General features: G+C 34.3%; 11 protein-coding genes. 9 read left to right on the plus strand and 2 right to left on the minus strand.

Going from position 1 to position 16419, the window contains the following annotated elements; translation table 11 throughout:
* The first annotated feature begins 1 nt into the window (after position 1).
* Positions 2 to 2119, plus strand: a complete 2118-nt coding sequence (locus tag H7F21_RS04475) for a glycoside hydrolase family 97 protein (protein WP_185788017.1) — start codon at positions 2 to 4, stop codon at positions 2117 to 2119.
* Positions 2120 to 2213: 94 nt separating this feature from the next.
* Positions 2214 to 4586, plus strand: coding sequence for a GAF domain-containing protein (locus H7F21_RS04480; RefSeq protein ID WP_185788018.1), 2373 nt, complete (start codon positions 2214 to 2216; stop codon positions 4584 to 4586).
* Here the strand turns inward: H7F21_RS04480 and H7F21_RS04485 are convergent.
* Positions 4576 to 5814, minus strand: coding sequence for a Pycsar system effector family protein (locus H7F21_RS04485; protein WP_185788019.1), 1239 nt, complete (start codon positions 5812 to 5814; stop codon positions 4576 to 4578). The two genes, H7F21_RS04480 and H7F21_RS04485, sit on opposite strands and share 11 nt — an antisense overlap.
* A 171-nt stretch (positions 5815 to 5985) precedes the next feature.
* On the opposite strand from H7F21_RS04485, the gene H7F21_RS04490 reads away from it, so the two are divergent.
* The 7 genes from H7F21_RS04490 to H7F21_RS04520 are packed head-to-tail and all read left to right on the plus strand — an operon-like array spanning position 5986 to position 15556.
* Positions 5986 to 7551 (plus strand): protein adenylyltransferase SelO, encoded by a 1566-nt coding sequence (locus tag H7F21_RS04490; protein ID WP_185788020.1) that lies wholly within the window; start codon positions 5986 to 5988, stop codon positions 7549 to 7551.
* Positions 7552 to 7569: 18 nt separating this feature from the next.
* On the plus strand, positions 7570 to 7851 hold the full coding sequence (locus H7F21_RS04495) for a DUF427 domain-containing protein (protein WP_185788021.1): 282 nt from the start codon (positions 7570 to 7572) through the stop codon (positions 7849 to 7851).
* 59 nt (positions 7852 to 7910) lie between these two features.
* The gene (locus H7F21_RS04500) at positions 7911 to 9134 is read left to right on the plus strand and encodes a bifunctional alpha/beta hydrolase/OsmC family protein (protein ID WP_185788022.1); all 1224 of its coding nucleotides are present in this window, start codon (positions 7911 to 7913) and stop codon (positions 9132 to 9134) included.
* Positions 9135 to 9136: 2 nt separating this feature from the next.
* Entirely contained in the window at positions 9137 to 10303 is a 1167-nt protein-coding gene (egtB, locus tag H7F21_RS04505) for an ergothioneine biosynthesis protein EgtB (RefSeq protein WP_343067482.1), read from the plus strand.
* Positions 10304 to 10312: 9 nt separating this feature from the next.
* The gene (locus H7F21_RS04510) at positions 10313 to 11254 is read left to right on the plus strand and encodes an L-histidine N(alpha)-methyltransferase (RefSeq protein WP_185788023.1); all 942 of its coding nucleotides are present in this window, start codon (positions 10313 to 10315) and stop codon (positions 11252 to 11254) included.
* Positions 11255 to 11263: 9 nt separating this feature from the next.
* On the plus strand, positions 11264 to 14947 hold the full coding sequence (locus H7F21_RS04515; protein WP_185788024.1) for a metallophosphoesterase: 3684 nt from the start codon (positions 11264 to 11266) through the stop codon (positions 14945 to 14947).
* A 12-nt stretch (positions 14948 to 14959) separates the two neighbouring features.
* Positions 14960 to 15556: a DUF2652 domain-containing protein gene (locus tag H7F21_RS04520; RefSeq protein ID WP_221892424.1), complete on the plus strand. Its 597-nt coding sequence runs from the start codon at positions 14960 to 14962 to the stop codon at positions 15554 to 15556.
* 7 nt (positions 15557 to 15563) lie between these two features.
* Here H7F21_RS04520 and H7F21_RS04525 read toward each other — a convergent pair whose 3' ends face one another.
* A complete protein-coding gene (locus H7F21_RS04525) occupies positions 15564 to 16373 on the minus strand; it encodes a hypothetical protein (RefSeq protein WP_185788025.1) in 810 nt (269 codons plus the stop codon).
* Positions 16374 to 16419 lie beyond the last annotated feature (46 nt).

Genomic DNA, 16419 nt, shown 5'->3' on the forward strand with positions numbered 1-16419 from the left:
TATGAAAAACAACATGTATATATTCATATTCATTTTAGGATTATTAAGCTGTTCAAATGAAAAAAAGGAGGTTGCCCAAATATCCTCACCTAATTCTAATATTAAAGTAAACTTTAATTTAAATACTGAAGGGAAACCATTCTACACAGTGATATTCAATAATAAAACGGTGGTTGATACATCATTTCTTGGATTTGAATTTACCAATGTCAAAGCGTTACTGGATAATTTTAAAATTATCAATACGTACACAACAGCATTTAACGAAACTTGGCAAATGCCTTGGGGCGAACAGTTGGATGTGGTAGATCATTACAATGAATTAAGGATTGAACTTGAAGAAACTTCAGAATTAAACCGAAAAGTTAACATCGTTTTTAAGGCTTATAATGATGGTATAGGTTTTAGATATGAATTCCCAGAGCAAAGTGGTTGGACAGAAGTATTAGTTAAAGATGAGCATACTGAATTCAACTTAACAGAAGACTACAAAACGTTTTGGATTCCTGGCGATTGGGACATATACGAGCATTTGTACAATACAACTAAGCTATCGAAAATTGATGCACTTCAATATGCCAACCATAAAAATTTAGCGCAAACCTATATTCCAGAAAATGCCGTGAACACCCCAGTAACAATGGTTGGTAATGATGGGACACATCTAAGTTTTCATGAAGCAGCTTTGATAGACTATTCTGGTATGACTTTAAAAGTAGATACCAAGGATCTCGGCTTAAAAAGTAATTTGGTAGGATCAGAAAACAACGAATACAAAGTCAAGCGAAGTTTGCCATTTAACACACCATGGCGAACGATTCAAATTGCAGATAATGCAGCAGATTTAATAGAATCCAAACTAATTGTCAATTTGAATGAACCTAATAAACTGAATGATGTATCATGGTTCACTCCTATGAAATATACTGGTATTTGGTGGGAAATGCATCTGGGTAAGTCGTCTTGGGATTATGGCATGACTCAGAATATGAATACCTGGACAGACTCTGGCGATGCGCATGGAAAACATGGTGCGACCACAGAAAATGCCAAACGCTTTATTGACTTTTCAGCGAAAAACAATATTGGAGGGGTTTTAGTAGAGGGCTGGAATACGGGTTGGGAGCATTGGATTGGTTTTGAAGATCGTGAAGGTGTTTTTGATTTTGTAACACCATATCCAGATTATGACATTGATGAGGTGACTAGATATGCCAAAGAAAATGGTGTGGAAATTATAATGCACCATGAAACGTCTGCAGCCACAGAGACTTACGAAAAACAACAAGACACGGCTTATGCATTGATGCAACACTATGGTATGCATTCCGTAAAATCAGGTTATGTTGGCAAAATTCTACCAAAAGGAGAATATCATCATGGCCAATATATGGTGAATCAATATAATAATGCAGCAATAAAAGCGGCAAAATATGAAGTGGCTGTTAACGCTCACGAACCGATTAAAGCAACAGGTTTACGAAGAACCTATCCGAATATAATTTCACGAGAAGGATTACGTGGTCAGGAATTTAATGCATGGTCTAGCGATGGTGGCAATCCACCGGAGCATTTACCAATTGTAGCATTTACTAGAATGCTGTCAGGACCAATTGATTATACACCAGGAATTTTTAATATAAAGTTCGATGAGTATAAAAAGGATAATCAAGTTAATACTACCATCGCCCAACAACTGGCACTCTATGTTGTAATATATAGTCCAATACAAATGGCTGCAGATTTGGTAGAACATTACGAGGCTAATCCTGAACCCTTGCAGTTTATAAGAGATGTTGGTGTTGATTGGTCAGAAACAAAAGTTTTAAATGGCGAAGTTGGTGACTATGTCACTATTGCTAGAAAAGAAAGAGAGACTGGTAATTGGTTTGTTGGTGGTATTACTGATGAAAATGCAAGAACTCTAGATTTGGCATTTGACTTTTTGGATGACAACCAAAATTATGAAGTTATCATTTATAAAGATGGTAAAAATGCGCATTGGAATGATAATCCATTGGATATCGATATTGAAGAAATAGAAATAACTAAAGGATCAAAATTGCCTGTTACGCTTGCTGAAGGTGGTGGCTTCGCCATCAGTTTAAAGAAGAAATAATATCCAATATTTGTAACAAACTGTCTGTAAGATAGTCTCACTTTTAACGACTATTATAATTATTTGTAACTTTATAAATTAAAAGTCTAACAGTTTGGATATCAACGATAACATAGATTCTCCTCTAATCATAAAAGTTAGTTTCAATAAATTTTTAAATCAATATGAAAGTTTAATTGAAGCTGATAATGATTTTATTGCGGCTAATGCACGTCGTGTATTAAAGATAGCTGAGGATAATCCGATATTAAAAGATGGCTTTAGTGACTTAAAATTATTAGATACTTACGAAAAAGAAATTGCTGGAATTCTGCAAGATGCCTTTAGTCCAATTTTAACTAAAAATGAAATTAAAACGGCATCTGTACCTTTTCAAGATATTATTTTCAATTCTTCTGATCGCTTTAAGTCCATATTAAATACTGCAGGAAAGGATTTTGAATTACAAATAAAAAATATGCCTACAGATCAAAGGTATATCATTGCTTGTACAATAATTCTTAATTTCTGTTATGGCTACAATTTAAATTTTAAACGACCATTTTTCTACGAAATACCTGATGCTAATGGTATAACTCGTTATTATAAAATTCTTTATAATGCCGATTTCACGGAAATTATTCCTAAGAAAAACGCACCTAAGGTTACTGAAGAAGATTATGCGGAACTAATTGATAATTTTGAAAATATTGAACTTTGGAAAGAAAAATTTCCGCCAAATAGTTATGAGTTTAAAGGCTTTGTAATTTCGAATATTTTTGACGTCACTGATGATCAGTCTATTTCCAATATAAAATCGTCTTTAATTGGTGAGGACAAAAGGAAAGATGAAAGTTTTATGCAAGGCTTTTATGATATCTTTCGTTCCTTATTTGGATTAAAGAATCTTGAAGTTGGTTTTTCCATTTATAACGAAGAGGACAGTACTTTTGAGCGTGTTTATGGTGTTGGAATGAATAGTTTTCTGCTTAATGACAAAGAAAGTCTGTCATGCGGCGATGCACTTTGTGAGTGGTCTTACAACAGGTTGATAAATGAAAACGCTTATTTTTCAGTTTCAGATGTAGATAGGATGTACAAGCTGTCTAATGGCCAAGCTCCACATATAAAAGCATTACACGATCAAGGTTATAAAAGTGCCATATTTGCCCCTATTGCCAATGATGATGGTCTAATGGGAATCATAGAAATTGTTTCTAAAAAAGCACAGGCATTAAATAGTATTAATGCCAATAAATTGGTTGACGTTATGCCATTTATAATTTCGGCTGTTGAACGTTCTAAAAATGAAGAGGAGAATTTAATTGAAGCCATTATCCAAAAAGAATGCACATCTATTCATCCTAGCGTGCATTGGAGATTCGAACAAGAAGCTAGAAACTATATTAAAGACGAATGGAATGGTAAAGAGCCAAATTTCAATAAGATAGCATTTGAAAATATTTATCCACTTTATGGGCAAATTGATATAAAAGGATCTTCTGAAGCTAGAAATTGGGCAACGCAGCAAGATTTAACCTTGCAACTAAAGACAATTCAGGATATTCTAAGATCAGCTTCGGAGTTTGAAGAGTTGCCTATTTATGAGCAATATATATATCAAGCAGACAATTTTTTAAAGGGATTAGAAGCTAATTTCCAGGTTGATAGTGAACAGCAGATTTCAAGTTTTATTAAAGATGAAATTGAGCCCGTACTGAAGCATTTGTATACAACAGATGAATTAAAATCTGATATTGACGAGTACTTTAATCGTATAGACGATACAGTAGATGTACTATACCATCATAGAAAACAATATGATGACAGTATTGCTTTAATCAATAAGGAAATGGCTTCATTATTGGATCAAAAGCAAGTAGAGGCTCAACTTATGTATCCACATTATTTTGAGCGTTTCAAAACAGACGGTGTAGAACATAATATGTATATAGGCGAGTCACTTACAAAGGAAGATAGTTTTAGTCCAATTTATCTTTACAATCTTCGATTATGGCAATTGCAAGTAATGGTCGAAATGGAAAACTCATACTACCAAATGCAATCTCAGTTTCCTGTGGCTTTAGATGTAGCTTCTATGATTCTAGTGTTTAATCAACCGTTGTCCATAAGTTTTAGAATGGACGAAAAACAGTTTGATGTCGATGGTACATACAATGCTAGATACGAAATTGTTAAGAAGCGTGTAGATAAGGCTTACATTAAGGGGACTTCAGAACGTGTCACACAAAAAGGTAAAATAAGCATCGTTTATTCGCAAAAAGAAGATGAGCAAGAATATTTGAATTATATCAAATTTTTACAATCTAAAAAGTATTTAGATGATGATGTAGAAATTGTTGAGCTTCAAGATTTACAGGCGGTTACAGGTTTAAAAGCGATAAGAGTAAGTGTGCTTTATCATAAAGATAAAGATGATAAAGCCTTTTATACCTATGATGATTTAATGAAAGAAATCAAATCTTAGACGTAACTCTTTCTACTATATCTGTAACATTAGCTTCCACTCCTGAGAACTGAAATGCTATACCGAAAGCAATGACGCTTATAATAATTCCAATGGCAAATACTGTATAGGTAAGTCTTAATAAACTATACTTTCTATTCAATACCAAACCTAAAAAGTATAGATCTTTGGTGAGTGACCCATAGAGATAGTCTTTGTCTTGCATCATTTCTTGCATGGCCCATTCAAACTCATCGAGTTTCATTTTATGGAAATTGCCAAAGAACAAAAGATTTACTTTTTTATTGGCAACGTCTTCTTTCGTAAATTTTCCACTAGTTACATTCGGACGTGTTGCAATTACGGAGAGAACAATCGAAGCAACTGTAAATAATGCGAAAATAACTGTTGGCCAAATTAAATAACTATTCGATGGATTATCTAGTTTTGATACTAAATTAGAAAGCACTAAAGAAATTATAATAGCATTTACCGAAAGCAAAATATTTGCCTTGGTGTCTGCAATGTCACTTAGCGTGATGTGATTTCTAAGAGCCACCCTAAACATGGTTTCTATACCACGATCGGGTAAATCAAGTTTATGCTTCTTAAATTGAAGCTCGGCTTTTTTATGCTTTAATTTTTCAGTATTTGCCTTTATTTTATTCTGATTTTGTAATAAGCTTGCTAAATTCTTTCCTTTTCTTTTTTGCCATTTTTTTGTTGCAATATCCGTGTGGAAAGTATGATTAGTTAGAAAATCAATATTTTCTTGAAGCCATTCAAATTTTGATACTTTTTTGCTTTTAGTGAGTTCCCATTCTTTTCGCAATAATGACGTATAATCATCATATTTTTTGCTAGAAATATGAGCACAGTCTGCATCTCTAATTAGACCTTCCAATTTGTTTTTAGGTTCATAGCCCATTTCTGTTGCCAAAATGATTTCTGAAATTCTTTTTATTTGGTCATCAGAAGCATTCTTGGATTTTAGAAATTCACTTGCAATTTTTACACTTTCTTTTTCATGGCCATCAATAGTTTTCGTAAACCCAGTGTCATGAAACCACGCAGCTAATAAAAGATGATGTTCTTCATCTTTAGCAAGAGTACTATCTTCTATCAATTCTTTGGTTTTTGCTACTACGCGCTGTGTATGCGCCAAATTATGATAAACAAAAGGTGTATCTAAATTATCGTTTAAGTAAGATGTAACATATTTTTCTGCTTCAACTATTAAGTTTTCCATATATCTATAATGAGAGTCTAATTTAAGAATTATTTATAACCTATTTCAATTACTAAAGTAGTAACTTAGCTTACAAGGTCATAGATGGTTTTCAAGTTAGCTTTAGACGAAATAGATTGTCTATAATTACTAGTTAAAGTCATAGGTCTAAAAAACAGAGTTAATTAAAATATGCGATTGAATATTAGTAATACCTTTAATGAAGAATTACCATCAGATTCTAATACCGATAATTCTAGGAGACAAGTATTCGAAGCTGCACACTCTTATGTCATACCAAGGATTCCATCAAAGCCCCAGCTGATTCATACCTCAGAAGAAATGGCTTATAATTTGGGAATTACTGCCAATGATATATATAACCAAGAGTTTTTAGATATCTTCTCAGGTTCCAAAATTCACCCTAAAACCAAGCCTTATGCTATGGCATACGCAGGCCATCAGTTCGGGAATTGGGCAGGGCAATTAGGCGATGGCAGAGCAATTAATTTATTTGAAGTTGAGCATAATACAAAGCGTTGGGCATTGCAGTTAAAAGGAGCTGGTGAAACACCGTACTCCAGACAAGGCGATGGATTAGCAGTATTGCGATCTTCAATTAGGGAATATTTATGCAGTGAAGCCATGCATCATTTAGGTGTGCCAACCACAAGAGTTTTAAGTGTAGTGCTATCTGGCGACGATGTATTGAGAGATATGTTGTACGATGGCAATGCGGATTACGAAAAAGGAGCCATCGTTTGCCGTGTGGCGCCATCATTTATTCGCTTTGGGAATTTTGAATTATTTGCAGCAAGAAAAGATCACAAAAACCTTAAGTTACTTACAGATTATACAATTAGGTACTTCTATCCTGAGCTAGGGAAACCATCGAAAGGGACTTACATTAAATTTTTCCAAGAGGTTGCGAACAAAACACTCGATATGATTATTCATTGGCAACGTGTTGGTTTTGTGCATGGAGTGATGAATACAGATAACATGTCCATTTTAGGTTTGACCATCGATTATGGACCTTACGGGTGGTTGGAGGGTTTCGATTTTGGATGGACACCAAATACCACCGATAGACAAAATAAACGTTATCGTTATGGTAACCAACCAAATATTGGACTGTGGAATTTACTGCAGCTCGCCAATGCCTTATACCCATTGGTTGATGATCCGGAGCCTTTTGAGACTATTCTAAAGAACTATCAAAAAGATTTTGAAATCAAATCGTTAAATATGATGCGCTCTAAATTAGGTCTGTTGGTAGAAGAAGAGAATGATATGAAATTAATGGCAGATTTAGAAGACTGTCTATTGCTTTCTGAAACTGATATGACCATCTTTTTCAGATTACTATCAAATTATAAAAAAGGAAAGCCCGAAAATGGACTTGATATGATTAAGGAGGCATTTTACAAGATAGACGATATTAAAGACGAATTATTATTAGAGCAATGGAAAGGTTGGTTTCTTGCTTACGACCAAAGATTACAACGAGAGGCACTAACAGACCATCAACGCCAAGCTAATATGGACTTGGTTAATCCGAAATACGTACTTAGAAATTATATGGCGCAGTTGGCTATTGACAATGCTGATAAAGGAAACTATAAATTGATTGATGAATTGTTCGAACTTTTAAAAAAGCCTTATGATGATCAACCAAATTATCAAAAGTGGTTTGCAAAACGTCCGGAATGGGCAAGACATAAGGTAGGTTGCTCGATGTTGTCCTGTAGTTCTTAAATTTTAAAATAAATAAATATGAAAGCCATTTGGAATAATGAAGTGATCGCAGAAAGTGATGATACAGTTGTTATTGAAGGAAATCATTATTTTCCTCATGAGAGCATAAAAAAAGAATTTTTTAAATCTAGTGAAACACATACAGTTTGCCCGTGGAAAGGAACAGCGTCCTATTATACTATAAAGGTTGCAGGAAAAGAAAACCCTGATGCTGCGTGGTTTTATCCAGAAGTTTCGGAGTTGGCAAAAGGCATCGAAAATCGAGTGGCATTTTGGCGAGGTGTTCAAGTTGAGAATTAAAATCAATGTCAGTTCGAGCGATTTTGTAAAATAGTATATCGAGAACTTATACGTATAAGATGAAAAGTACAAAACTTAAAATTAAGAATAGAAAAGGCATAACGCTCAACGCACATTTAGAGCTACCAGCGAATCAAAAACCAAATTACTACGCCATTTTCGCACATTGCTTTACCTGTAGTAGTAGCCTAAGTGCTGTGAGGCATGTAAGTCGTGCTTTAACACAGGATGGATTTGCCGTTATACGTTTTGACTTCACAGGTTTAGGTCGTAGTGAGGGAGAATTTGCAGACAGTCATTTCTCGGCAAATGTTGATGACCTCTTAGATGTACATGCCTTTATGACTGCGCATTATAATGCACCGACTCTATTGGTCGGTCATTCTTTAGGAGGTGCAGCTGTTTTGGTAGCAGCTTCAAAACTAGAAGCTGTAAAAGCAGTAGCGACAATTGGCGCACCCGCAACTGTAGGTCATGTGAAACATTTATTTTCGCATCAAGTTGAAGACATAAAACATAAGGGTAAAGTTGAGGTAAATATTGGCGGAAGACCATTTGTTATCAATCAAGACTTTGTTGAAGCATTTGATAAGACAGATTTACCTGCTATTGTCAAGAGTTTGAGAAAACCATTATTAATTATGCATTCTCCTTTTGATAACATTGTTGGCGTAGAAAATGCGCAGCAATTATATCATAATGCACATCATCCCAAGAGCTTTGTAACCTTGGATGATGCAGACCATTTACTTACCAAAGAAATAGACAGCCAATACGTTGGAGATGTTATTGGGACTTGGGCGAAACGTTATTTTCCCAAAGTTGAAAATAAAATGTTAAGTACAGAAGGGGAGCAATTGGTTGGGTATCTCAATATCGTAGAGGACAACTTCACAACCTCAATTCAAACTAAAAATCATACGTTCATTGCAGACGAACCGGCAAGTATTGGAGGTAGCGATTTTGGACCATCGCCTTATGAATATCTAAATGCAGCACTTGCAGCATGTACCGTAATGACTTTAAAGATGTACGCTGAGCGTAAGAAATGGGATTTACATGAGGTGTTTGTTTATGTATCACATTCCAGAAAGCATAGTGATGATTTGCAAGTTGAGGTTGATCAGCCAAAATATTTAGACCATATCAGTAAAAAGCTAAAATTTGTTGGTAACTTAGATCACACTCAAAAAGAAAGATTAAAAGAAATAGCTTCACGCTGTCCTGTTCATAAAACTATAGCGAGTGAAGTTATTTTTGAAACCCAAATAATACAAGATTAATAGTGCAAATAGCAACTGCAAATTCAATTACAAAACAGCGCTTTTTAGATATTCGAACTCGAACAGAAGATATATGTAATTCTCTTAAACCAGAAGATACATCCATTCAACCTGTAGAATTTGTGTCGCCTCCCAAATGGCATTTGGCGCATACAACTTGGTTTTTCGAACAATTCATACTTAGCAAACACAAAGAAAATTATAAGGTATTTCACAATGAATACGCCTATTACTTCAACAGTTATTATAACAATGTTGGTGATCGTGTTATGAGAGCTCAGAGAGGTTCAATGACAAGACCTACCTTGAATGAGGTGCTGAATTATAGAGCGCATGTCAATTCACATATGGCAGAATATCTTGAGCATGACGTATCAGAGCATGCGTGTGAAACTATTGAAATCGGATTGCAACATGAGCAACAGCATCAAGAATTGTTGGTTTACGATGTCAAGTATATTTTTGGACATCAGCCATCATTCCCAAAGTTGGATTTTGAAATAAAATTAGATTCAGAAAAACAAGCGCAAGAATTTATTAAAATTGATGAAAATATTTACGAAATAGGTCACAAGGAAGATAGTTTCTGTTGGGATAACGAGCTTGGTAGGCATAAAGTGTATCTGCATGATTTCGAAATTTCAAATAGATTAGTCACCAATTTAGAATATATTGAATTTGTTGAAGCTGGCGGTTATAAAGATTTTAATCTCTGGCATGCTGATGGCTGGGAATTTATTCAGACTAATGAAATCAAAGCACCTTTGTATTGGCATAAGGTCAATGGGAAATGGATGCAATATACATTACAAGGATTCAAGGAAATCGATATGGAATTGCCGATAAATCACATCACTTTCTACGAAGCATTTGCCTATTCTCAATGGAAAGGTCTTCGTTTACCTACAGAGTTTGAATGGGAAGTGGCTTCAAAATACTTTAAGTATGGTCAACTATGGGAGTGGACCAATAGTGCTTATTTGCCCTATCCAAATTATAAAAAAGTAGATGGTGCTTTAGGAGAATACAATGGTAAATTTATGGTAAATGCTATGGTAATGCGTGGTGCATCTGCTGCAACACCTAAAAACCACAGTAGACCGACTTATAGAAACTTTTTTCATCCCGAAATGCGCTGGCAGTTTTCTGGAATACGATTAGCAAAATAGCCCTATTACATGACAAACAATTTTGCACAAGATGTGCTTAAAGGCTTAACTGCTAAAAGTAAACACTTATCCTCAAAGTATTTTTACGATGATAATGGTAGTCGCATATTTCAGGAAATTATGAATATGCCTGAGTATTACCTCACGGATGCCGAGTTCGAAATCCTCTCCATGCAATCAAAGCAAATTATTGATGCTTTACAATTTTCGACACCCTTTAATATTGTAGAACTTGGCGCTGGAGATGGTTTTAAGACGTATAAACTTTTAGAATATCTGGTTAATAATGATGTTGACTTCAATTACGTGCCCATAGATATTTCGCAAGAAGCTATGGACATTTTAGTCGAAAGATTGGGAGAAAGACTTCCTAGTCTTAATATAAAACCTAAAGTAGGAGATTATTTTGAAATTCTTGAAGTAAATAAGCAAAGTGATTTTCCCAGTCTGCTATTATTCTTGGGTGGAAATATTGGGAACTATCAATCAGACAAAGCTCGGGATTTACTGAATCTCTTTAATGATAATATGAAAATTGGTGATAAGCTTCTAATTGGTTTTGATATTAAGAAAAACCCAATCATTATTCACAATGCTTATTATGATGAACATGGTATAACCAAGCGATTTAATCTCAACCTCCTTTTAAGAATCAATAGAGAGCTGGGTGCAGATTTTAAGATTGACGATTTCGATTTTTATTGTCATTATAATCCAATAACAGGTGATGTAAAGAGCTATATTGTTAGTCTTAGAAAACAATCTGTAGAAATTAAAGCCATTAATAAAACTATCGAATTCGATTACAACGAATTAATCTGGACGGAGTTGTCTAAGAAATATAGTCTTGACGAAATTCGTAACTTAGCAAAAGCTTCAAATTTTCAACTAATTACCAACCTCCTAGATTGCAAACATTATTTTTCAGATAGTCTTTGGGAGAAAATTTAATATTGAAATATGTTTAAGACCGTTAAATGCTTTCAAATTTTTGCTCTTATCTTCTTACTTAGCGCGTGTGCAACCCACAAGCCTCAATATAAAGAAGGTGTCGTTCAAGAAGAATATCCGGCTAATAAGGAATTGAACCATTCGTTTTATTTGATTGGTGATGCAGGTTATGCCATAAAAGATAGTGCTCAGGCAGTTTTGGGGAAATTCAAAAAGGTATTGGATGAGGCACCAGAAAACAGTACAGCAATATTTCTTGGTGACAATATCTATCCCAACGGCTTTACGGATAAGACAGAAGCTAAATCCAAATTGGCCGAGGCAAGGATTAAAGAACAAACCCAAACGGCAATAGATTTTAAAGGACGAGCTATATTTATTCCTGGTAACCATGATTGGTATTCTGGTGTAAGGGGTCTAAAACGACAAGAAAAGTTTGTGGAAGACGCTTTGGGAAAAAACACATTTTTGCCAGAGAATGGTTGTCCTATTGAGGATATTGATGTTAGCGACGATATCAAATTAATAATTATAGATAGTCACTGGTATTTGACTAATTGGAATAATCACCCAACAATTAATGACGATTGTGAGATTAAAACAAGACAAGCTTTTTTGGATGAATTTAGTAGTGAAATTAAGAAAGCAAGGGGAAAAACAACAATTGTGGCTATTCATCACCCCATGTTTACCAATGGTCCTCATGGTGGTAAATACAGTTTTAAAAATCACATGAAACCACTGCCCGTGCTGGGAACACTCATAAATGTATTTAGAAAAACTAATGGTATTGCAAATGTTGATATTCAGAACAAGCATTATAATGAATTAAAAAAGCGATTGGTTACAATTGCTCAACACAATGATAAGGTGATTTTTGTTTCAGGACATGAGCACAGTTTACAATATTTAGAAACAGATAATTTGAGACAAATTGTTAGTGGTTCTGGCTCAAAACAATCGGCCACAAGAAATGTTGATCCAGGTTTGTTTTCATACGGGACACCAGGTTATGCAAAATTAGATGTGTTTAAAGATGGTTCTTCTCATGTGCAGTTTTATTCAGTATTTGATAAAAGCACAGTGTTTCAAAAGCAAGTTTTAAAACCAGACAATAATGTAGTTCCTGATTATGAAAAAGTATTCCCTAGCGAAGTCGAAGCTTCTATATACACCAAAGAAGAAACTGAGGTCTCAGGGACTCACAAATTTCTTTGGGGAGATAGATATAGAAAATACTTTAGTACTAAAATTAAGGCACCTACTGTAAATTTAGATACGCTTTATGGGGGGTTAAAACCAGTGCGAAAAGGCGGTGGAAATCAGTCTAAGTCATTGCGTTTGGAAGATAAAAATGGTGCTCAATACGTAATGAGAGCTCTAAGAAAGCAAGCTTTACAATATTTACAAGCCATAGTTTTTAAGGACCAATATATTGAAGGTCAATTTGAAGATACTGCAATACAAGAGCTATTACTAGATGTGTTTACGGGATCACATCCTTACGCACCTTTTGTAATTGGTGATTTATCTGACGCAATTGGTATTTACCATACTAATCCTATCCTTTATTATGTCCCAAAACAAAACGCACTAGGAGTATATAACAATGATTTTGGAGATGAACTTTACATGATAGAAGAGCATACTTCGGAGGGTCATAGTGATTTGGCAAGCTTTGGGTTTCAAGATGAGATTGAAAGCACGGATGATATGATGCAAAAGCTTCACAAAGATGAAGACATTATTATTGACGAGGCGGCTTACATACGTGCGAGATTATTCGATATGCTTATTGGAGATTGGGATAGACATCAGGATCAGTGGCGTTGGATAGAATTTAAAGAAAACGGAAAAAAGGTTTTCAGACCATTACCAAGAGACAGAGATCAGGCATTTTCAATTATGGGAGATGGTGCATTGTTAGGAACAGCCATCAAACTAATTCCTACAGCACGTTTGTTAAGGGAATATAGTGATGACCTCGAAGATGTAAAAGGAGTTAATGTAGAGCCTTACCCTTTAGATATGGAATTAATTCAGCACTCCACAAAAGATATTTGGGATGAACAAGTGAAAATTATCCAAAAAGGGATTACGGATGAGGTCATTGAAAGGGCATTCTTAAATATGCCAAAGGAAGTAAGGGATGAGACCGTTGAAGAAATCAAAAGGAAGTTAAGGGCTAGGAGAGGCAATCTTCAAAAGATTTCGGATAGGTATTTTAAATTAACCAATGAGTTGGCTGTCATAAAAGGAACTAATAAAGACGATTGGTTTGATATAGAGCGTATGCCAGATGGAGAAACAAAAGTTACAGGTTATCGCATTAAAGGCGGAGAAAAGGCTGATATTTTTATTAATCGCGTTTACAAAAAATCGCAGACGAAAGAAATTTGGATTTATGGATTAGATGATGATGACGTATTCCATGTCTTTGGTGATGGTGATGATTGTATAAAAGTGTTGTTATTAGGTGGGCAAAATAATGATACTTATGATATAGAGAATGGATATAGAATAAAATACTATGATTATAAAACCAAGCCAAATACGTTTAAAACTAATAAAGGAAGTAGAAGACTCACGGATAATTATTACACTAATGTTTATAATTATAGAAAACTTAAAACAGGTACTACTCAGATTCTACCAAGTTTAGGAGCTAATCCTGATGATGGATTTAGAGTTGGTGCCGCTTTTACCAAAACGAATTTTAATTTTGAGCGTAATCCATTTTCATCAAGACATAGTTTAAATACTGCTTATTATTTTGCAACTAGCGGATTCGATATTAGTTATAATGGAGAGTTTGCTAATGTGTTTTTTCAAAATGTAAATTTTGCTATTGATGTAGATTTTACCAGCCCTAATTACGCAACTAACTTCTTCGGATTTGGAAATGAAACACCTAACCCAGAAGCAGATGACGATGATGGATTAAACGTAGATTTAGATTACAACAGAGTAAAAATTAGAACTTTTAAAGTAATGCCTTCCATGGTATGGCGAGGCCATTCTGGGTCTGAAGTAAAATTGGGATTAAGTTATGAATCTAATGAGGTAGATCGAACCGAAGATAGATTTATAGAACTCTTACCTGCTGATAACCCTCTATTTGACGAGCAAGATTTTTGGGGAATAGATGCTAAATATAGTTTTGTGAATAAGGACAGAGAGGCGTTTCCAACCCAGGGATTTCAAATAAGCTTGCAAGCTGGATATAAAAATAACGTGTCTACTGAAAAAGGATTTAGTTACCTAATACCAGAAATCGGATTTGATTTTAAAGTAATTCCTAGTGGCAACTTGGTCTTGGCAACGGACTTTAGAGGGCATCTTAACTTTGGTAACGATTTTGAGTTTTATCAAGGAGCTACTTTAGGTGCTAATAATGGTCTAAGAGGCTATCGAAACCAACGATTCACTGGTAAACGTGCTTTTGTTCAAAGTACAGATTTAAGATGGAATCTTACAAAAGTTAAAACAGGTTGGTTTCCTTTGTATCTAGGCGTTTATGGTGGTTTTGATTATGGTCGCGTGTGGTTGCCAAATGATGATTCTGATAAATGGAACAATTCATTCGGAGGAGGTGTGTTTTTAAACATGGCTAATATGATGACTGCAAACATATCTACATTCAATAGCGATGATGGCCTGCGTTTGGCCTTTAGATTAGGTTTCGGTTTTTAAAAAAGAATTATAATGTCTAGTCCAACTTTAATATGTATACCTGATATTAGTGGTTTCACCGAATTTATGAGTGAGACCAATATTGAGTTAAGTGCAAAAGTTATTCCGTCATTGTTGAATAATATTATTTATTCAAACGAGATTAATTTAAAGGTCTCTGAAATTGAGGGTGATGCAGTACTTTTTTTTAGAAAAGGTAAGCTACCACCATTCAAGGATTTAATTACTCAATGTAAATTATTCTTCAATGAATTTTATAAGCAGTTGGATGTGTTATCTCAAAAGTATAGTGAAGAAAAAGGAATAAGAAACATTCCAAAATTAGGTCTTAAAATTATTCTTCATTTTGGTGATGATGTTAAGTCTGTTCAAATTGGAAATCGCATTAAATTGATGGGAGAGGATGTTATAGTTGCACATCGTTTATTAAAGAATGATATCAAAGAAGATGAATATTTACTTATTTCTGAAGCTTTGTTAGATCAATATAAAGATGAAGTTATTGAACGTAATTTTAATTGGGGAGAGCTAAAGGACAATGACCAAAAATATAGGCATTTAGGTGAAATAAATTATAGTTATGTTAAAATGCATAAGCTAATAGGCTAATCAAGCCTTAATTAATACTAAAGCTATAAAGGTTGCCACCTGTTGTACCATTTCGTTCATCAGTGATATATGCAACAGCATCATTTTTAAAGCAAACACCCTCTTTTTGAGAATTGTGTTCAAATGGTAGCTCTGTGGTACTACCAGAAAAGAAAGCGTCACTTTTAAAGTTGGTTATTTTCCAAAGTTTATCGTGATTGAGTAGAATAATAGTCTTTCCATTTTCACTTATATCTGCTGAAGTAATCTTATTATCCTTTCCATCTAAATTGTATTTGGAATGAACCATGGCTTCGTGTTTACCCATTTTATTGGGTACTTTTAAAACAATAAATTTCTTTGATTCTTTACTCATGATGTAAAACGAATCTTTGAATAAAAAGAAGGCCTCAAAGTCTTTTGAATCCTGTTTTTTGGGTAATGTAAACTCTATGATTTCTGCCTCTGCGTTCTCTTTGCTTAAATCTTCATAGTTTATTTTTAATATTCTGAAGATTTTACGTTTTTCATTATTATTTCCGAAATCACCTATATAAATATTGCCTAGTTTGTCTGAGGTTAAATCTTCCCAATCAATGTTGCTTGCATTAGTAATCACAACTTTTTTTAAAATATCGCCCTTTTCATTAAGTCCGTATAGTTCACTATCATTTCCTGAATCTTGAATGGTCCAAATTAAATCAGACTGAGGAATGGTTTCAGCAGCGGATGCCTCTTTTAAACTATTATTAACGTCACCTTCAAAATTTAGTTGACCATTGGATTGGCAAGAAGTGGTTATAATAAAAATAAATATTAGTCTTTTAAAGTATATCATTGTAGTTTTATTGCTTTAAATATAATAATAATTGGAAGTGGTATTA

The organism is Winogradskyella flava, assembly GCF_014243395.1.
Taxonomy (GTDB): domain Bacteria; phylum Bacteroidota; class Bacteroidia; order Flavobacteriales; family Flavobacteriaceae; genus Winogradskyella; species Winogradskyella flava.

Bases quoted from the DNA above. Each gene is read 5' to 3' on its own strand.
- H7F21_RS04475 (WP_185788017.1), top strand. From the start codon at position 2: ATGAAAAACAACATGTATATATTCATATTCATTTTAGGATTATTAAGC.
- H7F21_RS04485 (WP_185788019.1), bottom strand. From the start codon at position 5,814: ATGGAAAACTTAATAGTTGAAGCAGAAAAATATGTTACATCTTACTTA.
- H7F21_RS04490 (WP_185788020.1), top strand. From the start codon at position 5,986: ATGCGATTGAATATTAGTAATACCTTTAATGAAGAATTACCATCAGAT.
- H7F21_RS04495 (WP_185788021.1), top strand. From the start codon at position 7,570: ATGAAAGCCATTTGGAATAATGAAGTGATCGCAGAAAGTGATGATACA.
- H7F21_RS04500 (WP_185788022.1), top strand. From the start codon at position 7,911: ATGAAAAGTACAAAACTTAAAATTAAGAATAGAAAAGGCATAACGCTC.
- H7F21_RS04510 (WP_185788023.1), top strand. From the start codon at position 10,313: ATGACAAACAATTTTGCACAAGATGTGCTTAAAGGCTTAACTGCTAAA.
- H7F21_RS04515 (WP_185788024.1), top strand. From the start codon at position 11,264: ATGTTTAAGACCGTTAAATGCTTTCAAATTTTTGCTCTTATCTTCTTA.
- H7F21_RS04520 (WP_221892424.1), top strand. From the start codon at position 14,960: ATGTCTAGTCCAACTTTAATATGTATACCTGATATTAGTGGTTTCACC.
- H7F21_RS04525 (WP_185788025.1), bottom strand. From the start codon at position 16,373: ATGATATACTTTAAAAGACTAATATTTATTTTTATTATAACCACTTCT.